Source organism: Antrihabitans spumae (genome assembly GCF_043944905.1).
GTDB classification, from domain to species: Bacteria; Actinomycetota; Actinomycetes; order Mycobacteriales; family Mycobacteriaceae; genus Antrihabitans; species Antrihabitans spumae.
Genome location: NZ_JBIMSN010000016.1, coordinates 53,290 through 74,110, shown reverse-complemented (window position 1 = coordinate 74,110; position 20,821 = coordinate 53,290). Strand labels below are relative to the sequence as shown.

Annotated in this window: 15 protein-coding genes and 1 riboswitch; of the genes, 4 read left to right on the top strand and 11 right to left on the bottom strand. The window is 64.7% G+C overall.

Annotated features, from left to right (window positions below; all coding sequences use genetic code 11):
• Positions 1-78: 78 nt before the first annotated feature.
• Genes ACHIRB_RS03705 through mshC form a run of 4 tightly spaced genes read left to right on the top strand, consistent with a single transcriptional unit; the run spans position 79 to position 3,492 of the window.
• Entirely contained in the window at positions 79-795 is a 717-nt protein-coding gene (locus ACHIRB_RS03705; RefSeq protein WP_395123382.1) for a histidine phosphatase family protein, read from the top strand.
• A gap of 34 nt (positions 796-829) precedes the next feature.
• Entirely contained in the window at positions 830-1,423 is a 594-nt protein-coding gene (locus ACHIRB_RS03700; RefSeq protein WP_199701352.1) for a DUF3090 domain-containing protein, read from the top strand.
• A 19-nt stretch (positions 1,424-1,442) separates the two neighbouring features.
• A complete protein-coding gene (locus tag ACHIRB_RS03695) occupies positions 1,443-2,222 on the top strand; it encodes an SCO1664 family protein (protein WP_233528689.1) in 780 nt (259 codons plus the stop codon).
• Between the two features lie 28 nt (positions 2,223-2,250).
• Positions 2,251-3,492, top strand: a complete 1,242-nt coding sequence (gene mshC, locus ACHIRB_RS03690) for a cysteine--1-D-myo-inosityl 2-amino-2-deoxy-alpha-D-glucopyranoside ligase (RefSeq protein WP_395123383.1) — start codon at positions 2,251-2,253, stop codon at positions 3,490-3,492.
• Positions 3,493-3,499: 7 nt separating this feature from the next.
• Here the strand turns inward: mshC and ACHIRB_RS03685 are convergent, their stop codons facing one another.
• The 11 genes from ACHIRB_RS03685 to ACHIRB_RS03635 all read right to left on the bottom strand — a co-directional run bounded on the left by ACHIRB_RS03685 (position 3,500) and on the right by ACHIRB_RS03635 (position 20,618).
• Complete coding sequence (locus ACHIRB_RS03685; protein ID WP_395123384.1) at positions 3,500-4,456, bottom strand: homocysteine S-methyltransferase family protein; 957 nt, start codon at positions 4,454-4,456, stop codon at positions 3,500-3,502.
• A gap of 94 nt (positions 4,457-4,550) precedes the next feature.
• Complete coding sequence (locus ACHIRB_RS03680; RefSeq protein ID WP_395115997.1) at positions 4,551-5,774, bottom strand: TIGR02679 family protein; 1,224 nt, start codon at positions 5,772-5,774, stop codon at positions 4,551-4,553.
• 3 nt (positions 5,775-5,777) lie between these two features.
• Positions 5,778-9,938, bottom strand: a complete 4,161-nt coding sequence (locus ACHIRB_RS03675; protein WP_395123385.1) for a TIGR02680 family protein — start codon at positions 9,936-9,938, stop codon at positions 5,778-5,780.
• Positions 9,935-11,317, bottom strand: a complete 1,383-nt coding sequence (locus tag ACHIRB_RS03670; RefSeq protein ID WP_395123386.1) for a TIGR02678 family protein — start codon at positions 11,315-11,317, stop codon at positions 9,935-9,937. Before ACHIRB_RS03670 ends, ACHIRB_RS03675 begins: the two co-directional genes overlap by 4 nt.
• Positions 11,314-12,798, bottom strand: a complete 1,485-nt coding sequence (locus ACHIRB_RS03665; protein WP_395116000.1) for a TIGR02677 family protein — start codon at positions 12,796-12,798, stop codon at positions 11,314-11,316. The genes ACHIRB_RS03670 and ACHIRB_RS03665 overlap by 4 nt, the downstream gene beginning before the upstream one ends.
• 38 nt (positions 12,799-12,836) lie before the next feature.
• Positions 12,837-13,154, bottom strand: a complete 318-nt coding sequence (locus ACHIRB_RS03660) for a Rieske 2Fe-2S domain-containing protein (RefSeq protein WP_395123387.1) — start codon at positions 13,152-13,154, stop codon at positions 12,837-12,839.
• Positions 13,151-15,634: a nitrite reductase large subunit NirB gene (gene nirB, locus ACHIRB_RS03655; protein WP_395123388.1), complete on the bottom strand. Its 2,484-nt coding sequence runs from the start codon at positions 15,632-15,634 to the stop codon at positions 13,151-13,153. The genes ACHIRB_RS03660 and nirB overlap by 4 nt, the downstream gene beginning before the upstream one ends.
• Positions 15,634-15,981, bottom strand: coding sequence for a molybdopterin oxidoreductase (locus ACHIRB_RS03650; protein WP_199701369.1), 348 nt, complete (start codon positions 15,979-15,981; stop codon positions 15,634-15,636). The genes nirB and ACHIRB_RS03650 overlap by 1 nt, the downstream gene beginning before the upstream one ends.
• Before the next feature lie 57 nt (positions 15,982-16,038).
• Positions 16,039-18,531 carry an AMP-binding protein gene (locus ACHIRB_RS03645; RefSeq protein ID WP_395123389.1) on the bottom strand — a complete coding sequence of 831 codons (2,493 nt, stop codon included), beginning with the start codon at positions 18,529-18,531 and terminating at the stop codon, positions 16,039-16,041.
• 45 nt (positions 18,532-18,576) lie between these two features.
• Positions 18,577-19,704, bottom strand: coding sequence for an MFS transporter (locus ACHIRB_RS03640; protein WP_395116008.1), 1,128 nt, complete (start codon positions 19,702-19,704; stop codon positions 18,577-18,579).
• Positions 19,705-19,724: 20 nt separating this feature from the next.
• A complete protein-coding gene (locus ACHIRB_RS03635) occupies positions 19,725-20,618 on the bottom strand; it encodes a PAC2 family protein (protein WP_199701375.1) in 894 nt (297 codons plus the stop codon).
• Between the two features lie 85 nt (positions 20,619-20,703).
• Positions 20,704-20,819: riboswitch (SAM riboswitch) on the top strand.
• Positions 20,820-20,821 lie beyond the last annotated feature (2 nt).

Here is a 20,821-nt window from a genome sequence, read left to right as displayed (position 1 = left end):
CACGCCGCTCGTGAGTCTTTTCGGAGGGCCGCACCTCCCAAAAGACTCACGAGGCGCGGAGCGCCCTAGGCTTGCGGAATGACCGTGATCTTGCTCCGGCACGGGGTATCGACCTCGAACCTCGCCCATACCCTTGCCGGTCGCTCACCCGGAATCGAGCTCGCCGACCGCGGACGTGAGCAGGCCACGGCGCTCGTCGACCGGCTCGGGAGCTTGCCGATCGAGGAGATCGTCCGCTCACCGCTGTTGCGCTGTGAGCAAACAGTCGGTCCGCTGGCAGCGAAGCTGGATCTCACTCCTGTGGTGGAAGAGCGTCTTGCGGAGGTCGACTACGGCGACTGGACGGGCCGTGTCCTGAGTGAACTGTTGAAGGAACCACTGTGGAAAGTGGTTCAGCGCCACGCCTCCGGGGCCGTCTTCCCGGGTGGTGAGGGTCTCGCGGACGTGCAGCAGCGCGCTGTTTCCGCTATTCGCCATCACGATTCGCGGTTGGCAGAACGCCATGGTCAGGACGTGCTTTGGGTCGCCTGCACACACGGTGACGTCATCAAATCCGTGCTGGCGGACGCACTCGGGATACATTTGGACGGGTTCCAGCGCATCGTCGCCGAGCCTGCGTCGATCAGTGTCGTCCGCTACTTGCCGACCTCGCCGTACGTGTGGCGAATCAACGACACCGGGACCGATCTCAGCGCGCTCGCGACAAAAGCTGCTCAACCCGCTGCGGCGACGTCTGTGCCCGGCGGCGAGGTCGGTAGCGTTGCCGATGCGGATAATGGAGCAGAGGGCAAGTAGTTTCGTTTCGTCCGACCGGGTTCAGGAGGTGCAAGTGGCACGCGCAATCCATGTATTTCGCACCCCCGATCGCTTTATCGCTGGAACAGTCGGCGAGCCAGGGGATCGGACGTTCTACCTCCAGGCGGTCCACGACGCTCGCATCGTGAGTGTCTCGCTGGAGAAACAGCAGGTGCAGGTGCTCGCCGACCGAATGGGTCTGCTGCTCGAAGAGGTGCATCGGCGGTTCGGCACCGAACTTCCTCCCGAAGACACCGAATTGGGCGACACCAGCCCGCTTGTCATGCCTGTCGACGCCGAATTTCGAGTCGGGACGATGGGTCTCGGCTGGGACGCCGACGCGGGTGCGGTGGTTGTCGAACTGCTCGCCGTCACCGAAGCCGAATTCGACGAATCCGTCGTCCTGGACGACGCCGAAGAAGGTCCGGACGCGGTTCGCGTGTTCTTGACGCCGATCCAAGCGCGCCAATTCGCGCTGCGGTCGGAGAAGGTCATCGCGGCAGGACGTCCGCCGTGCCCGCTGTGCGGCGTACCGCTGTCGCCGGACGGGCACATGTGCGTTCGGACAAATGGCTACCGCCGCGGCGAGATCTTCGGCAACGGACCCGAGTTCGGTGAAGAGTCCTGACGACTCGGCCGTCGACTCCATGAGATCGGGCGAGCTGAAACTGGTCGGGCGCATACTTTCGGCCAGCAACGTCACCTTGGTCTGTGAGGCCGAGGTAGACGGTGGACTTGTTCGCTGCGTCTACAAACCGGTCCGCGGTGAGCGACCGCTGTGGGACTTCCCGGACGGAACTCTTGCCGGTCGCGAGGTGGCGTCCTACCTGGTGTCCGCGGCGCTCGGCTGGGGCGTGATCCCGGAAACCATCCTGCGCGACGGACCGTTCGGCCCCGGCATGGTGCAGCGCTGGATCGATACCGTCGACAGTCGCACCGACGAGGGCACCCGCGTCGACATCGTCGACCTAGTACCGCCCGATGCGGTGCCGTCGGGGTTCCGGCAGGTCCTGCGGGCGATCGACGGCGACGGCGACGATGTCGCGCTCATTCATGCTGACGACCCGCGTCTGCATCGTATGGCCGTTCTCGACGTGCTGATCAACAACGCGGACCGCAAAGGCGGCCACGCATTGGAAGGCCTCGACGGCGAGGTGTACGGCGTCGACCACGGAATCTGCATGCACCAGGACAACAAACTTCGAACCGTGCTCTGGGGTTGGGCAGGCGAGGCCATCGACGACGCGTTGATTGCCGATGTCGTCGACTTCTCGACGCGGCTTCCGGGTGCGGTCGCCGACGAATTGGCAGAGCATGTCACCGATGAGGAGATCGAAGCACTCGCCACCAGGGTGACGCGGCTGATCGAACGTCCGGTGATGCCGAGACCGTCGTCGCAGCGCCCGATCCCATGGCCCGCATTCTGACTACCAGGCCTCCACTACGCTGCTTTCTATGCAGTCTTGGTCCGATGTCGCCGTCCCTTCCGTTCCGGGCGAAGGCCCACCCCTGCGGTTGTACGACACCTCCGACCAGCGGGTGCGACCGGTCACAGTCGGGTCGACGGCCACGATGTACGTCTGCGGCATCACACCGTACGACGCGACGCACCTCGGCCACGCCGCCACGTACCTGACGTTCGACCTCATCAACCGGGTCTGGCGAGATGCCGGCCACGACGTGCACTACGTGCAGAACGTCACCGACGTCGACGATCCACTGTTCGAACGCGCTGCCCGCGACGGCGAAGACTGGATGGTCCTCGGTATGCGCGAGACCGCCCTCTTCCGCGAAGACATGGAAGCGTTGCGTGTGCTCCCGCCGCGGGACTACGTCGGTGCCGTCGAATCGGTCAACGAAGTGGTCGCGTTCGTCGAGAAGTTGGTTGCCTCCGGCGCCGCGTACGTGGTCGACGACGCAGAGTTCCCCGACGTGTACTTCCGTGCCGATGCGACCGAGCAGTTCGGCTACGAATCCGGCTACGACCGCGAAACGATGGATCGGCTGTTCGCCGAGCGAGGTGGCGACCCGGACCGACCAGGCAAGCGTGATCCGTTGGACGCGCTGGTATGGCGGGCCGTACGTCCGGGGGAGCCGTCGTGGCCGTCGCCGTTCGGCCAAGGCCGCCCCGGTTGGCACATCGAATGTTCGGCGATCGCGCTCAATCGGATCGGTGCCGGATTCGACGTGCAGGGTGGTGGCAGTGATCTGATCTTCCCCCACCACGAATTCTCGGCTGCACACGCGGAAGCTATTGTGCCGGAACGTCGTTTCGCGCGGCACTACGTGCACACCGGCATGATCGGACTCGACGGCGAGAAGATGTCGAAGAGCAAGGGCAACCTGGTGTTCGTGTCGAAACTTCGCTGCCAGCAAGTAGATCCACGCGCAATTCGGCTCGGCCTGCTGTCCGGGCACTACCGCCAGGACCGACCGTGGACCGACGAGGTACTGGCCGCCGCACACACTCGGGTGAAGCTCTGGCAGGACGCGGTTGCGCTCGAGGCGGGTCCGTCCGCCACCGATACCGTCGCCCGGCTGCGTCAGCATCTCGCCGACGACCTGGACACCCCGAAAGCGCTTGACGCCATTGATGGTTGGGCGCATCAGGCATTGACCTACGGTGGCGGCGACGCTGCTGCTCCCGGTCTGATCGCCGACGCGGTCGACGCCTTGCTCGGGGTTGCGCTGCGCTGACGCCCAGCTAGGCGGTCTCGACTTTCCGTGCCGTGTGGACGTTCTCGGCGATCTCGTCGAGGTGCGTATCCCACGTACCGCAGCAGCCACCCCATATGTCGATATGCGGGTACTTCCGAGCCAGGCCGCCCATAAGCTCACCGAGCTCAACGGGGTCACCCGACTCCAGGCGGCCAAGTGTGCAGAGTGAAATCTTGTCCATCATCGCCGCATTGGGTCGCAGGCACCGCACTCGCTCGAACCACGCGCCGGGCTCGATCGCTGGGATGAACTCCAGTGGGTGTGAGCAGTTGACCCCGTAGAAGGCGGGCCGAGCCGCACCCGTCTGCGCGTCGATCGCTTCGATCGCCTCCTTCAAGCTCAACCCGGACGCAAGCCGACGTGTGCTGTTGTCGAGGGTGAACGAGACCGAAAGTGGCAACCCGACAGCCGCTGCTGCGCGGGCCAACCCGACTACCTCGGGCACATCGTTGAAGGTCACGGCTTCGACCAGATCGACGCCGGCCGAGGCCAGGGTGGTGAGCTGGGTGCTGTGGTAATCCTCCGCGTCGTCCGCGGTGATAACCCGGTTGACCTTGTACGCGTCCCCGCGGGGACCCACGATGCCGGCGAACAACAATGCGGGGATCTGCTCCCGGAAGGGCTGGGCTACTTCGCGAAGGAACTCGATCGACCGCAACTGCATGTCGGCGAGCGCGTTGGTGGAATACCCGAGCAGCGAGGCCCAGTCCGGACTCGCGCGGTAATCGAGGCCACCCATGACAACGCCGAACTTGTGACGGGCCGCGGTCTCGAGATATCGGCTGTACAATCCGCGGAGTTCGGTCATAGCCTGCGGGTTGTCCAGCAAAGGAAACATCGCGAATTCCGGGAGTTCGTACCCGTACTTGTACATGATCTCGGTTTCCTGGCCGCCCTCGGTGAGGTAGTTCAGCCCGGAAAGCTGTTGTGGAAATTCTGCCATGTTGACTCCTCGAGCCCGATTCGTCTCAATTGATTGTGACATCGCCCGCCGACTGGAACTGTTATCACGCTAGCTTCAACAGACCGAACTATGGCTAGGCGAGATCGGCGAGCAAACGTTCGACGAGTCGCTCCTCCATGACAGCACGACCTCGCAGAGCCATCTCACTTGCAAGGGTCGGCTCCCACGGCGACTCTGCCCGATGGTCGCGTTCTTTCAGCGGCTCCGACTCTCCTCGCTCCAACGCGGCGCTGTAAGTCTCGATGTCCATCAGCCAAGGAGTTGCACCGAACCGAGCTATCGCAGCACCTGTGGTGCGAAGTCCCGTCCAGTCGAAATCGCCGCGCCAACGAATCGAGCCCCCGGCGCGCGACACAAGCGTTGTCGCCGCGACGGACGGTTGCCCTTCCGTGCATACCAACGCCTGGCTTGTCGGCCCGAGCCGCCGGGCCGCCGATTCGAGTACCGCAGGATTCTCGCAAACGTAGATAGGTGCGTCGGTTGGCGTCAGTCGGTGCCGGAGTAACTGGTCGAGTGTCAATACACAGGGCTCGCCCAGTTCCGCTGCCTCGTTTGCCCACTTCGCAACCGGACTGTCCAGACGGAAGCGAAGTCCGCGAATCAGAACCCGACTGGATAGGGAATCGACGACCACACCCGCTCGCGACCAGAGCGATCGCTCATCCGCCGATGATGTCGGCGCGTCGACGTCGTATTCGAACGCCAAGCCACGCAGCACAAGTCGAGTGGTCGCACGCTTGGTTAGCGCTTTCGTGTCGCCTGTCGCCAACTCGGCAAGGACCGTCAGCACAACATCGTCGACGGGCAGGAACGCGAGGACCTTCGCCGCATTCACAACTGCGTCGGGATCGGTGTACACAGCTCGTTCCGTGGCAACATAGGTCAGCCATTCGCCAAGCCAGGCGGGAGGGGAGCCGCCGAAGGCGTCCGCCGCCGAGTCGACGACCGCGAATCGTTTGCCGTCCCTCTCTGCCGCGACACGTTTCGGAAACGCGAGCGGCGTCACGGACTCGAGTATCTCCACAAGGCCACGTCCGCCACCCTTTGCGTGCCTTCTGAGCCATTCGTCCAACGCGACGACTCGAAGTTCGATTCGGCCTGTCAGCGACGTGCGCGTACCTCGATCGATTCCGTTGGCGACTCGCCACAGCCCGGGCGCATCGGCAGCCCGGACGGACACCGAGCCCACGAGTTCGCCGTCGGAGCGGACCACCTGTTTGCGAGCGCGATCGAGGAGCAGATCGAGGGACGTGAGCGCGTCCGCTTCGAGTCCGAGCCACGAGGTGTCGTATCGCATATGTCAATCAAAACCCAACCCACCGACAGTCGGCCTCGGCACTCGTCGTTGCAGCGGCGAACCCAGCGCTCTGGCGAGATCGGAGCCATCGTGCTCGGCCAGCAGTTCGCCGTTGTCCCACACCAGCAGCGCTGCACTCACCGTGTTCTCCGCGGCCGAGTGCGCGAGGTCGTAATGCGCGCAGCCAGGGACGTCGGCGTAGGTGATCCACAGGTCGTAGCCGGTCATGAACAGATCGAGATCGAACTGCACACTGAGACCGAGGAGTTCGCTCCGACCGTTGTCGTCGACACCGGCGAATGCCTCGTCCAAAGCAAGCAACCGCGGCGAGTGCGGGTCCGCAGACGACAACATGACGTGCGCTGCAGCGAACAACGGCAGATGCAGCGACACCGACTGCTCGCCACCGGACAACGCGCTGTGCCTGGCCACTGTCAGTCGCTCCTCGGTACCGTCGCCTGACAGCAGCGTGAACGAGAAGACGCGCCATTGTCGGTAGTCCAAAGTCGCGGCCAGAATCTCGGGATACGAACGCTCCGGATGAGCGGCGCGTGCGGTACGAATGTTCGCAGCGAAGTGTGCTCGGATGCGGGCCAATTCCTCGGAGCTCAGCGTTGCGGAATCACTGTCGAGCAACTTCGAGACCGCGCGCGCAGTGTCGTCGAGAGAGTCTGCAAGCACCCAGTGCACGCCTACCGTGTTGCCGGACGACATCCGGCGTTGCTTCATTTCCGACCCCATCTGCGCGATGAGATCCCTTGCGTCCATGGTGCGCTCGTGGATCTGCTGCGCGAGGCCGGTCAGCAGGGCGTCCTCGAGTATTCGACGCTCGGCATCGGTGAGCAGCAGCTCCTGCTCCTGCCGAGCCTGATCTATTCGAACAGCGAAGTCCGCGATCGACGACATGCCCTGATCGTCGTGCACACGCACGACGGTGAGGCCGTCCGCAGCGTCCCAGTTGAGCCGGAAATGTTGGCCCGACGCGCTGAGCTGGGCGTCGAACTCCTGCAATGCTGTGGTCACGGCGCTGCGCGTCGACTTGCGCGCAGCGTCGCTCACGCGAATGTCGGCGGTTGCGGCGCTGAGGCTTTCGAAAAGCCTGTGTGCCTCGGCCGGCAGTACGCCGATCTCCGAGTCTGTACCGGGTGCCGAAGATATTCGGTAGAGCAACTGTTCGACCGTGGACCAGGCGGCGTCGCTGGATGGCCAGGTGCAGTCGCTCGTCGCACCGAGGAGCGCGGCGATGTCGCGTTGCGCGTACGGCTCGAGTTTTCGCGCATCGGCCTGAGTCTCGGTCAGTGCGCTTCGGATCGCCTCCGTTGCAGTCTGATACGCGCCTTCGGCCTGACCGACGGATTCACCCGCTTCGCGAGCAGTTTTACGTGCGGTCCGCTGTTCCGTACGCGCAGCTTCGATGCGGTTACGAGCTGCACCGAGTTCTTCGTCGATCTGTTCCGAGCTCGCGCCGAGTGCATCGCGCAGGGTGTCGAGCTTGTGGCGCTGCTGCTCGTAACTGTCCTGCGCGATCGCACTCTCTTCGGCAAGTTCTTCCGCGACACTTCGTGCTTCGTCGAGTCGGTGCTGCGCCTCCGATTGCCGCTCCGCTTCCCGGTCGTATTCACTCCGCCTTCGCAGAAGCGTTGCGCCGCTGTTCTCGAAATGGCGGACTGCTGCGGCCAGTGCGTCGAGGTCGCGAATCGTATGTGGTGCGCGGTGTTCGACGGCAGCGGCACGTAACCGTTTTTCTGCGAGCGAGTATTCCGCGACCGCGTGATCCAGTTCGCGATCGGCTGTGGCCGAGGCCTCGGTGCGCGATCGCAACGCGCCTGCAAGCTCGGTGACCTTCCGTAGCGCGGACATCACCGCGTTCGGCCGTGGCAAAGCCTTTGCGGCAGAACCGATGTGCGCCGATGCCGCGACTGCCGCTGCTTCCTCGGCCTGTGCGGTAGCAAAGCGGTCCTGTGCTAGCAGGATCGCCTCATCGAGCTCGATGATCCTGGCGACACGGCGGCGCGCCCGAGCGGTCGAGCCGATGTACTCGGCCTCCGACTTCGTGTGCCGCCCGAGTTGGACGCCCTGACGGTAGCCGCCGCTCGGATCGACGGCGACAGCCTCGGCGGAGAGGAGCGCGTCCTCTACCGCGATCGAGGCGAGCACTCCGTTCACCAGATCCGCTGCGATAGTTGCGTTCTCCTCCGCTACCAGGACGTCGGCGAGCGTGCGACCCTTCGGTCGTTCCGCGTCGGGCAGCGCGATCAGAAACTGTTCGGAGCTGACATCGGGCGGAACTTCGGCAGCTATCCAGCCGTCCAAGAGATTCGCGGCATGTAGCGCAGCTTCGATTCCCGCGGCATCGGACGCATCGACGTGATCGGCAAACCGGACGAGTTGCCAGAGGGGCGCACCGATCGACGCATCCCGCGTCCCGGTGCGTGCGGCGAAAGGCGCAGGCGCATCGTCGCGTTCGGCGGCAATCTCCGCACGGGATGCCGACAGGGCGTCCTGTTCGATCGAAGCCTGATCGGCTGACTGCCGCGCACGTTGCCTGCGTTCGCGTGCATCGTCGACAAGGTGTTCGGTCTCGCGGGCCAACACCTCGGCAAGCGATACCGCGTCGTCACCGCCAACTTCGGCAAGCGCCGACTCCAGGACGGAAAACAGCCTCTCGGCCAGTGGTCCGTACCCGTCGGAGTATTGAAACCACCACTCCCGCAATGCCGCAGCGCTGTCAGTGCGCGCTGCCGCGACAGCCGATTCCGCCGCCGCGACCTCGTGTGCAGATCGTTCGACGAGTTCGCGTGCTGTACCAGCCGCCCGTTCTGCGCGACCACGCTCGGCGAGGCTTCGATCGACTATGCCGATAGCGGTGCGCACCGCCCGAATATCGCCATCCCGTTGCTCCGCGTGCCCACGCACCGCAGCCGTGACTTGATCGGGGCGCGTGTGAGCGGGCAGCGGCGTCCAGGCTATGCCGGAATCCTCTGCAGCTGTAGCCAATTCGTTCTCGGTTCGGGTCAACGCCGCCGCGTTCTCCGCGACGGAAGATCTGATGCGTTCGACGTCGACGGTGCGCTGGGCGAGTGCCTCCTGCGACTTGGCTGCCTTCGCGGATTGCTGCTGCGTCGAGAGTTCCAGCTTCCGCACTGCCTCGGCGAGGTCGTCGAGCTGCTGTTTACCTTCGTACGCGCTCGATCGCATGAGAGTTTCGCGGTCTGCAGTTGCCTGGTCGAGAGCGTGGTCGGCCGCATCCAGTCGCTGATCGGCGGCGACCCGTTCTTCCTCGCGTCGCGTCCGCAGCGCCTTGGCGGCGAACAACGCCGTCGTGGCGTGCTCGACGGCGGTCAACCGCTTGGCGACCTGCTCGATATCGGTCTTTGCCTGCACCCCGAGATATTTCGAGTACACGCCGACGAACTTTTTGGCGGCGTTGTCGGCCTGTACGAGACCTTCCAGTGCCCGCCCGACCTCCTCCATGTCACTGAACGAGCGTGCAGCATCGAGCAGGAGGCTCTCGTCGAGTGGGCGCAGACCGTCGGTCAGTGCCTGGGATAGCCCTTTTGGGTCGAGATTTTTCGCCAGCTGTGGGCGACGCAGCGTGAGGATGAGGTTGATCAGCTGGTCGTAGCGTTGCGCACCGAGTCCGAAGAGGCGGCCATCGATGGCGGCGCGATAGTCCACAGGACGGTCGACAATCGCATCAGTCCCCAATTCGTCGGCCAGCTGCCGCCGAGTCAATGGACGATCGTCGGGACCGAGCAGCGAAAAGTCGACGCCGACGCGGCCGTCCGCGACGAAATACCAACGCGTGACCTTGTCGCTCGATCGGGTCGCCCGCATGCCGATTCCGACAGTGACGGCTTCGGGGTCGGCACTGTGGCCGCGCGCGAACTCCATCCAGACATACGAATGTGCCGAGTCCTGCTTGCGGTACAATAGATTCGACTTCATCGTCCGCTCTTCGCCTGCGAACGGGTTCAGTCTGCGCGGCTCGATACGTCCGTCCAGAACGAACGGAAAGAGCACCTCGAGCGCCTTCGTCTTGCCTGAACCGTTGGGTCCGCGCAAAACCAAACGTCCATCGGCAAAGGAGAATTCCTGGTCTCGATAGTCCCAGAGGTTGATGATGCCTGCCCGTGTCGGCCGGAATCTTGCAGTCCGCGTCACCGGTGCTCGCTCTCGATTGCTGTGTCGTCCATAGGTGCGGAGTTGTCGATAGGTGCGGTGAACAACGATTGCTCTGGATGCGTCCGCACGTTCACAACCACGCCGCGGTAGCGGGCAAGCGCGGGCAACGCGAGTAGCCCGCCGTCGACGACCAGCACCAACCGCAGCCGTGCAAGTAGCGCAACGGCGCCGGAGCGTAGCCCGAGATGGTCCGCTTGCCATTGTGCTGCAAAGGTTTTGCCGTAGCGCTCGATCAGACCCTCGATGGTGGCGTTGATCCACGAGTCCTCGACGAACGGCAGGTCCGTACCGGAGGGCGACCCTGCGGCTACAGCCGACGATTCGTCAGCATCGACGAGAGGAGAATCCGGTATCGCTGCGTCGAGTTGACGCGCGAGGGCAGCGCTCGAGTCGGGCGGTGCACCGAGCAGATACGGTGGCTGGTCCGGATCGAGCACCCTATCGGCAAGCTCGCCGGCAAGCAGAAGCGCAACCTGCGCGAGCGTGCCTGTACTCGGGAATCGGATGTCGGAAAATCTGCCCGAGGTGTCGATGAGCGCCACGCCCTCGGCTCGACGCTCGGCCGAAAGACCGGTCAGTTCTTCGACTTCGGCGATGAGGCGTTCGGACCCGAGCAGGCCGACTTCGTCCGTTGGCAGCTCGACGGCATAGACGACCGGACGTTCCACGAGTGCACGGCGAACCCGCCGCGAGGACTCCTGCGGGTCCGGTGCGAGGTCCTCGAGCGTGTCGGTGGCCGCGCCCGACAGCAGACCCGAGACGCTGTGTAGCTGCTGCAGCACCCGCGGCGGCCGGAACAGCGCGAGCACAACAGTTCGGTCGATGTCGTAAAGCGCTTCTCCCGCATTGGGATCCGACGCCCAGCCGCCGGCGTCACCGTCGGCGAGTGTGATCGCCCCGCGCGTCGCAAGCCAACCAACGGCGTCGACGAAGGCATCCCGATCGGAACCACGTTCGGTGGCGAGCTCGAGACCGTCGACCTGCATCGTCTCCGCCGCAACGTGATCTGCTAACTCCGACAGGGTGATCTGGTCACCTGCACGGCCGAGGGCTGCCAGGGCGAGGGTGAGATAGGCGTAGCGGCGTCGGTCGAAGATCCGCTCGGTAGCGGTGCGGGCGGGCTGGGTCGGGTCGAGCCGATCGATGATCGGAAACAGGCGTGCCGTTGTCTCGGTCACTTCGAGTCGGTAACCGAACAGGTCGAGGAGGTCCTCGCGCAACTCGGTCGCCCAGCGGCGCAGCAGTGGAAGGGCAATTCGGTCCGGATATGTCTGTGTGACAAGGTGATTGGACAGGATTACCCGAGCCGCGCGCTGGTAGTTGTCGAGCGCGAGCGCCGGTATACGATCGGAGGTCATCGCACCGTCACTTCGAGGCCGTCGAGATGAAGCAACCCGCGAGCGGTCCGAATGACGGTCGAGCGCTCGTGCGGCCGCAGGGTGAGCTTGACGCCGTGTTCGGAGCCGGTCGACGGTCGCGTCCGTCCGCTGACCGGCACCCGAGCGGTGAGGGCGGCGTTGAGCAATCCGAGGAGGACCTCGGTCTCTTCCTCGTCCAGAACTCGATCGTGCACACCGCCTGCAGCGAGTGCTGCGGCCGCAGCCGCGCGCGATCTCTGCGCTTCCAACTGCGCGGCGCGGAGCCGACGAATGCCCGCGTCGTTGCGCTGAATCCGCCCCGGTGCGCCGGGTGACGGCGCCCGTCCGGTTTCGGCGAGTGTCCGGGAGATCTCGACAGGGGGAGCGTCCCACCACGACTGTGAGACCGGGACGAGTTCGGCGTCTGGATGTTCGAGCGCAAGGTGCCGTGGTCGGCCGAGACCGTAGACCGCGCCGAAGAGCGCGTGCGCGGCCTCGTCCGACGGTGCTGCGGCGAACCAGCCGGCGAGGTGGCGCAACGCGGACTCTCGGCTCACCCCGCCTTTACGGCTTTCGGTGACTCGACGCAGCAGTGCCAGGACCGCTGCGATTGCGCTCATCGTGCCCTCGCGGAGACGGTCGGATTCGCTGAGCTCCGATTCGGCGGTGACGAACCAGTTGCTCAGGCCCGCCCACCGCGCCTGCCAGTCGTCTCGGCGCTCGGCAACGGTCAGCAGCACTCGCTCGTCACTTTCGGCTGCGCGCTGGAACAGCCGATCGACGCCGGTCGCTTCGACCGCTTCGATGGCCGCTGCCAGCTTCGGCGCGTAGCGCGCGAGGTCGAGGCTGAATTCGCGCATGTGGGACAGCAGCGCGTCCTTGTGTGCAAGAAACGACTCGGGGGTCACCTCGGTAGTTCTGACCAAATCGCCGAGGGAGAGGTAGAAGTGTGCCGCTCGCGTTGCCAGTTCGGACAGCGCGGCGTCGAGCCGGCTCAGTTTTCGGTACACCGCGTCGGCATCTGCTTCGCGGTTCGCCTTGGCGAGATCGTCCAGATCCGCAAGCAGTTCCGGCAGTACCAGCCGAGACAGCGCGGCGTCCTCGATGCGCGCGGCCAGGACATCCTCGACGGCACGAAACGCCTGGTAGCCCGTTTGCGCGAACTGATAGACGTAGTGGCGGTTGCGATACTCGGCGAGGTTGGCGGCGCGCGTTCCGTCGTAGCTTCGCTCGAGCACCCCCCAGGAGTGCAGCTGTTCGAGCAGCGGCCCGACCTCGGCTGCGGTCAGCGTCACAGCACTGTCGCTGTCCTTGGCGGTCAGTGCCGCGACGTCACCCGCATGCAGCAGCACGACGTACCCGGCTCGGGCTTTGTCGAACGCCCGAAGAACCTGCAGGTAGTCGGCACGTTTCTCGGCAGTTGTGAACGAAAACAGCCGAAGCCGATCGTCGCGCAGAAGGCGGTCGTCGGATTCGGTCACCCGACGAGGGTAATGGGTCCGTCCGACCCGGTCGCCGCTCAGATCGGTTCGAGAAAGATCCGCTCGCCGTTCACCATGGCTGGGTAGACCCTGACAGCACCGACGTCGTCGGCGCACGAGCCGTCCGCCAGTGCGAACGCGTACAGGTGCAGCGGGCACACGACGACCGTCCCGTCGGTCTGCCCGTCCGCGAGCGGGCCACCTTTGTGTGGGCACACCGCGTCGACCGCACGGACGGTGCCGTCACCGAGTAGGAACACGGCGATCTGACGACCGTTCACCACGTAGGTGCGCCCCTCGCCGGGAGTCAGGTCGGCGAGATGTCCTATCTCGGTCCACGCCTGCGTCGCCGTCATCGGACCGGAACCTGGGGAAGCGGCAGCAGCGGCAGGGACGGCGCGAATTGGGCAGGCGATCGCGGATCGTCGCGTTGCAGCCACGGATCGGTGTAACCGTCGACGGCGATCTGCATCCGCTCTTCCAATCCCGCCGCGATCCCGTCTTCGTCCGTGACCAGAAGGCGTTGTAGCTCGTCGATACCCACACGCGGAACGAAGGCGTAGGTGCGCTCGAGCCAGTTGGCGTTCTCGCGGTAGTACTGGATGAACCTGCTTGCCAGCACCAAAACCTCCTCCGCACTGTCGACTGTCGCGAGCACGTCGCCCTTCCTGATGTGCGCACCCGCCGCTCCACCGATGTAGATCTCCCAGCGCCCGTCGCCGACCGCGACCACACCGAAGTCCTTGCAGAGCGCCTCCGAGCAGTTGCGTGGACAGCCTGCGACGGCCAACTTCAGCTTCGCGGGTGTCTCCAAACCCTGGAACCGTTCTTCGATGGCGATACCCAGGGCAGTCGAGTCGCCCAGCCCGAACCGGCAGAAGTCGCTGCCCACACAGGTTTTGACCGTTCGGAAACTCTTCCCGTAGGCATAACCCGACGGCATGTCGAGATCACCCCACACCTTGGGCAGGTCTTCCTTGCGGATACCGAGCAGATCGATCCGCTGACCACCGGTCACCTTGACCAGTGGCACGTTGTACTTGTCCGCGACATCGGCGATGCGGCGCAACTGATCCGGTGTCGTCACGCCGCCCTTCATCTGTGGCACAACCGAAAACGTGCCGTCGCGCTGAATGTTCGCGTGCACCCGATCGTTGATGAACAGTGCACCGGGCTCGTCGACCCAATCGGGTCCCCAGACGGTCCGCAGCAACGAAGCCAGTGGCATCTTCGCCGCTGCGTCCTCGCCGTCCGGTGCGAGTTCGGCGAACACCTCCGACACCGCGCGAAGTCCGCGATCACGCACGGCTGCAACGAGTTCTGCTTTGCGCAGTGGTATACACCGGACGTAGAAGTCGGCGCACGGGTCATCGGCGACAGCGCCGCCTGTCGCGCACGCGACGATATCCGCGACCAGTCCCTTGCACGATCCGCAGCCCTTGCCTGCTCGCGTCTTCGCGACGACGTCGGCGACCGTTGTCGCGCCGGCATGCACACACGCGACGATCTGGCCCTTGTTCACGCCGTTGCAGTTGCACACAGCAGCGTCGTCGGCCAATTCGGCGGCACTCGTTGCCGCGGTGGGTGTTCCGAGATCGAACAGCATGCTGATGCGTTCGGCGGGCAGCGCAACCTTGTTGTCGAACGCTTGCGACAGGAAGCCGACCTTGCTGACGTCTCCCAACAACGTTGCACCGATGAGTCTTCCGTCTCGAACGACGACGCTCTTGTAGGTTCCGGTGCTCGGTTCGTAGAACTGCACGTACTCGTCGTCGTCGCGCTCCGGACCCTGCACACCCATTGCAGCAACATCGACCCCGGCGACCTTGAGCTTCGTCGTGAGCCGCGAACCATGATATGCCGCAGCAGGGTTGGTCCCGGTGAGGTGCTCCGCGAGCACGGTCGCCTGCTCCCACAGCGGTGCAACGAGGCCGTAGACCTCACCACGATGTTGGCAGCATTCGCCGACCGCGAAGATCGAGCCCTCGTCCTCGCAGCGCATCTGGTCGTCGACGACGATGCCACGTTCGACGACCAACCCACCGCCGCGTGCGAATTCGACGTTCGGTCGAATCCCGGCAGTGACGACAACCATGTCGGCGTCGATGCTCGATCCGTCTGCGAAGCCGACACCGGCAACCCGACCATCGGGCGTTCGAACGACTGCAGTTGTTCGCTTGGACGTGTGTACACCGACGCCGAGAGACTCGATCTTGTTGCGTAGCAATCGGCCACCGCGGGCGTCGAGTTGCTGATTCATCAGATGGCCGGGGGAGTGCACCACGTCGACTTTCAGCCCTTGGGTGCGCAGCCCGTATGCCGCTTCCAGTCCGAGCAGACCGCCGCCGATCACCACAGCGGCGACGTCGTCACCGGCCTGTGCCTGCTGCAACATGCCGTTGGTGTCGGCGATCGTACGGAAGCCGAAAACCCCACGTGCCAAACGTCCGTCGGGTTCACGGAGTCCGTCCATGTTCGGAAAGAAGGTGTTGCTGCCGGTGGCGACGATCAGCACGTCGTAGTCGACGATCCGGCCGCTTTCGCAGGTGACCTGCTTGGCGAAGCGGTCTAGTTTTGTCGCACGGTCCCCGACGTGCAGCTGCACACCGTTTTCGCGATACCAGCTCATCGGGTTGAGCATCAGATCTTCGTCGTCGGTACTCGCTTCGCCGGACAGCACGTGCGAGAGCATGATGCGGTTGTAGTTGCCGTACGGTTCGTCGCCGATCATGGTGATCTCGAACAGATCGCGCCCGTTTCTGGCGATGATCTCCTCGACGGTCCGCGCACCGGCCATCCCGTTCCCCACGACAAGCAGCCGCGCGGTCGGAGGCATCAGATTTCCACCAAACCGAAGTCGACGACCACGTCGCCTGTGCATCCGGTCGGTGCCGCGACGACAAGTTCCAGCACGGTGTCCGGATCGACGTCCTCCACAACGCGGAGTGGGATGTTCACGCCGGACTTGGCGCCGATCGGAAAGACTCGCATCGAACGGCCGTCGCGAAGCAACGTGACGACAACGAGCTCGTCGGAGGAGTTTCCGCCGCGGAAGTACAGCGGCTGCGCCGTCACACCGGGCGGAACGGTGTAGGACAGCGTGGGATCGATCGGGTCGGGCTTGTCCAGTCCATTGCCGGTGAAGCCGAAAACGCCCTGCAGGAACCGCGGAGTACTGGCCATGGTGTGAAGCGTCCGATGAACCGGTGACGCAGAGGCTGCCGGGACGTTACGCCGGGATCAGGAATACCTCTCAGCGACCGATTTCGCTTTGTCGGCTAGAAGATAGAAGCCGATACCGAACAGCAGTGCCGCGGCGACCGCAATCACAGGGTGCGATGCGAAGAGCGGATAGATCTGCCAGTGCGTCAGATAGATGTAGAGCGAACTGCTGGCGAGCACGCTTGCGACCGGCGTAGCGAAGCTGGGTATCCGGACCGTCGGCGCCCAGATCAGCAACATGAGCCCGGCCACGACGAGCCCTTCGCGAAGCAGGCTGTCGAAATAGCCGTGAATGGACACGACGAGCGCAACCGCGACGACGAGTTGGTGCCTCCGGGTCCGCGCCTTTGCTGCCGCCCAACCGAGTGCGAAGAACCAGAAGGCGTACCAGCTGTACTTGCCCTCCGAACCCGGTTCGAGCCCGGCAGCGTCGTAGCGGATGGCCAAGCCGACCGCGAGTAGCGCCAACGCGAAAACGAACGGCTGTCGGCGTTCGAGGCGGTCGATCACCGGTATCGCCAGCAGTGCCGCGAGTGCGAGCAGGAAGTAGACGAGTACTTCGATGAACCACAGATGGCCCTGCGTCGGGCCGTCGGGTCCAAGAATCTTGTTGAGCAGGAACAGGTTTGTCACCGTGTAGTCGTCGGAGAAGCTCAACGTCAACGCGATCCACGCCACGGCGGGTATCGCGATGCCGGCCACCGTTGTCAGGAGGTGGCGCAGCCGCTGCGTACGGGGCTTGTCCGTGAGGACGAATCTCGCAAAGTTGTACCCGGCGACGCCGAGCAAAATATGCGCGCCGCCCCACAGGTGATACAGCCCGGCGTGCGATCCGACGACGAGCACGATCGCGACAGCTCGCAGCATGACGCTGGTCTCGACGGACCGCCCGGCAATCCACCGTCTCGGCCCACGAACCCGGAGGTCGCGGATCGGCGTCGTGTGCCAATCGGGCGGGAGGTGGCCGAGTTTGCGTTCCAACCGCACCGACATCGCGACGTAGGACAGCGAATCCCCGCCGAGTTCGACGAATGTCGACTGGGGGCCGATGTCGGCGACATCGAGTCGCAGCACCTGCGCGAACAGTTCGCGAAGCTCGCTTCCGGTCCGTGCGGTACTTGTGGCCTCGGCGCGGCCCAGTGTGCGGATCTCGGGATAGTCCGGCTTGCCGGAATGCAGGCGCGGCAGTTCGGCGACTCGGCAGGCGCGGACTGCAGCCGCAGGTAGACCCGACGCGGCAGCCGCGATCGCACGGACCTTCGCCGGTGCAAGCGCGCCTTCGAAAGCAACGACAAGTTCATCGTCGCCGTCGATACACGAGGCCGTAATTCCTGCAGTGTCGAGTGCGGCTTCGACGCGAGGCAGGTCGATCCGGAGGCCGAAGAGTTTGACGAAGCGTGCGGACCTGCCGAGTATTTCGTACAGGCCGTCAGCGCCGCGTTTGGCGATATCGCCGGTACGAAGCTCGTCGACCGTTGCTCCGGCGGCGAGATCTGCCGCCGATTCGGCGTAGCCCATCATCACGTTCGGGCCCGAGTAGACGAGTTCGCCCGCGTCGGGATCGATTTCGTCCCCGCTGCGGTCGATGCGAAAAGACCCACCGGGTATCGCGACACCGATCGCGTTCGGATGCGACCGTGCCAGGTGCGGTGGGAGATACGCCATCCGAGCGGTCGCTTCCGTTGCGCCGTACATGACGAACAGATCCCAGCCGTCGCGTTCGCCGAGTGCGGCGTACCGTGCGACCCGGTCGGGAGCGAGCCGACCGCCTGCCTGGGTGAGGTAGCGCAGATGCGGCAGGTGCATGTGCTCGAATCCGATTTTGTCGAGCAGATCGAACGTATAGGGGACGCCGGCAAACGTTGTCGCCCGATGCCGACCGAAAAGGTCCCAGAACTCGGCATCGACGACAGACGCGTCCGTCAGCACGATTCCGGCACCCCGAAGCAGGTGACTGTGCAGGACCGACAAGCCGTAGCAATAGTTCATCGGAAGGCTGGTCATCGCTCGGTCGGTGTGGCGGATGTCGAGGTAGGTTGCAATCGATTCGGCGTTCGATCGCAGGTTCGCGCGTGAGAGGCGAACCAGCTTCGGCGAACCAGTCGAACCCGACGTGCTGAGCAGCAGTGCCAGATCGGGATGCAGCGTGTGCCTGGACACCGACCGTCGTTCGTCGAAATGCCAACTGCCGCTGCGCTGTTCGATCACGATGTCGGGATCGTAGGTATCGACGAGGGACGTCGCGTCGTACTGCGGATCGCCCGGCACGAGTAACACCGGCTGACGGGCGGCGAGCGCTCCGAGGTATGCGACGACCGCCTCGATGTCGTTGCGACCCGCGATCAGCACCAACCGCCGTTCGGTCCCGAAGCGTGCGGCGGCATCGTGCACGAGCGCGGCGAGGCGGCGGTAGGACACCTCGTCGGTGCCCGACACGATTGCTGTGCGCTCACCATGGCGCGCCAGCTCGTCGACGAGTCGCGTCGTCGCACGTTCGGTTGATGGCGCCACCACCGGATCATAGTTGGCAAGGCTTACCTCGCACACCGAGCGATGTCAGACCGGTTCGGTCTCGGCCCGCGGACGCGGCATCAGCACCGGTGCCACCAGTGCGAGCAGCACCGCGGGAATCACGAACGCAGTGGTCGGGTGCACACCGTAGAGCGGTGTGAGCAGCACCGGCGCGAGCGCCTGCCCCGAGAAGCGCAACGACTGCACAACCGAGAGCGCGCCGCCCTGATTCGGTCCGCGCAGGCCGAGTACCGCTGCATTGACGCCGACGAGGATGCCCTGACCCGCAACGCCTGCGGCGGCCCACGCGGCAGCGGCGACGACGAGCAGTCCGGCGGTCCCCGCGAGCGTGACGAGAACGGCACCGCAGGTGGCGCCGATCAGTACCGACCGGCGCGCACCGATCCTGTCGATCGCATTTCCGACGGGCCGGGCGGCGATGATTCCTGCGATTCCGAAGCCGGTGAGCAGCAGGCCACGCTGCGTGGGGCCGAGGCCGAACGCATCCTCGGCGCGGAAGGCGACCAGAAAGTTCAGACCGCCGAGTGCGCCCCATCCGAGGAACGCGACCAGTCCGATGCGTACGACATCCGGCCGTAAAGCTTGGCGCAGCTTCACTTCGCGTCCCGACACCTGTGCGCCGGTGGGCAATCCGACGATTCCCAATATCGCTGCGACCACAGCAACGGCGACGAACGCGAGCCGCCAATTCACCTCTGCCGCAAGCCCGCCCACCAGCGGCGCCGTCGTCTGGCCTGCTGCCTGCAGTGCCGAGAACGTGCCGAGCGCACGACCGAGCCGCGCCTTGGGAGTTATCGACGCAAGCGATGCCAACAGCAGGGGAGTGGTGAAGGCATTCGCGCACCCCTGAATTGCTCTCGGTACCAACAGAAACGACAGACTCGGTGCGACGACGCAGGCCAGCGACGCGACGACGTACACGGCGTAAGCGATTCGGACAGTGCGGAATTGACCCCAGCGTGCACCGAGTGTGCCGGAGACCAACATCAAGATTGCGAAGGGGAACAGGTACGCCGCGAGCGTCGATGCTGCTGCGGGAGAGCTGACGCCGAGGTCGTTGCCCATCTCCGGGAGCATCGCCGTGACGACTCCGCCACCGAACGGTCCGAGAAACCCACCCGCGTAGAGGGCGAGCGTGCGGAGGCGACTCACGCTGTGGTCCTCACCCGTGGTTACAGTCCGAAGCTGCCAGGCCCGCGCCGGCGAAGGTACTTTTCGAATTCGGCTGCGAGCGCATCGCCGTCGATCTTGGAGATGGCGTCGGAGATGTCGATCTCGGCGTCGCCACGTTCTTCCAGCGAGCGGACGTACTCGGCGATTTCTTCGTCCTCGGCCGTCATCTCCGTGACCGCCTCTTCCCAATCCTCGGCCTGGGTCGGTAGTTCACCGAGCGGAACCTCGACGTCGAGCACGTCCTCGACCCGCTGCAGCAAGGCGATCGTCGCCTTCGGATTGGGCGGCTGCGACACGTAATGCGGAACGGCCGCCCAGAACGACACCGCGGGAACACCCGCCTTGACGCAGTGGTCCTGCAGCACGCCGGTGATGCCGGTCGGGCCCTCGTACCTGGTCTGTTCGAGTTTGAACTGCTCGGCGGCCTCTTTGCTGTAGGCCGAACCGGTGACCGGAACCGGGCGGGTGTGCGGGGTATCGGCGAGCAGCGCGCCGAGGATCACGACGGTGCTGACGCCGAGTTGCTCGACGAATTCGAGCAGATCGTCGCAGAAACTGCGCCAGCGCATGTTGGGCTCGATACCGCGAAGCAGCACAACATCGCGTTCGCTACCGGGAGGCGAACACACCGACAGCATGGTCGACGGCCACTGGATCTCCCGGGTGACGCCGTCGATCTGCTTCACCGTCGGTCGATTTACCTGGTAGTCGTAATAATCCTCGGAATCGAGCTCTGCCAGCGGCTCGGCATCCCAGATCAGTTCGAGATGCTCGACTGCACCGCTTGCCGCATCACCGGCGTCGTTCCAGCCTTCGAACGCCGCGACGAGGATCGGATCGCGCAGCGTAGGCAGATCGAGGTCGGCTACGACCGGGAACTCTTCGGAACTCACCGACACAGCCTACGACCAGGGCGGGTCCGCCTCTTCACATAGCGCCGTTTGACAACGAAAGCCATCCCCTGCCAGCCTTGACGTTGGTCATGAGTACCAGCGCACAGCCCCGGCTCGCTGGTCGGCAACCCTCCGCCACGGTGGGGTGCTCCGGGTGACGACCAGGCCGCACGTCCGATTCGGGTGCGGCAAGCGTGGATAGA

Coding starts and splice junctions, on each gene's coding strand:
- ACHIRB_RS03685 (WP_395123384.1), bottom strand. CDS start 4,456: ATGGCAGAATTTCCACAACAGCTTTCCGGGCTGAACTACCTCACCGAG.
- ACHIRB_RS03705 (WP_395123382.1), top strand. CDS start 79: ATGACCGTGATCTTGCTCCGGCACGGGGTATCGACCTCGAACCTCGCC.
- ACHIRB_RS03680 (WP_395115997.1), bottom strand. CDS start 5,774: ATGCGATACGACACCTCGTGGCTCGGACTCGAAGCGGACGCGCTCACG.
- nirB (WP_395123388.1), bottom strand. CDS start 15,634: ATGCCTCCGACCGCGCGGCTGCTTGTCGTGGGGAACGGGATGGCCGGT.
- mshC (WP_395123383.1), top strand. CDS start 2,251: ATGCAGTCTTGGTCCGATGTCGCCGTCCCTTCCGTTCCGGGCGAAGGC.
- ACHIRB_RS03695 (WP_233528689.1), top strand. CDS start 1,443: ATGAGATCGGGCGAGCTGAAACTGGTCGGGCGCATACTTTCGGCCAGC.
- ACHIRB_RS03670 (WP_395123386.1), bottom strand. CDS start 11,317: ATGACCTCCGATCGTATACCGGCGCTCGCGCTCGACAACTACCAGCGC.
- ACHIRB_RS03650 (WP_199701369.1), bottom strand. CDS start 15,981: ATGGCCAGTACTCCGCGGTTCCTGCAGGGCGTTTTCGGCTTCACCGGC.
- ACHIRB_RS03660 (WP_395123387.1), bottom strand. CDS start 13,154: ATGACGGCGACGCAGGCGTGGACCGAGATAGGACATCTCGCCGACCTG.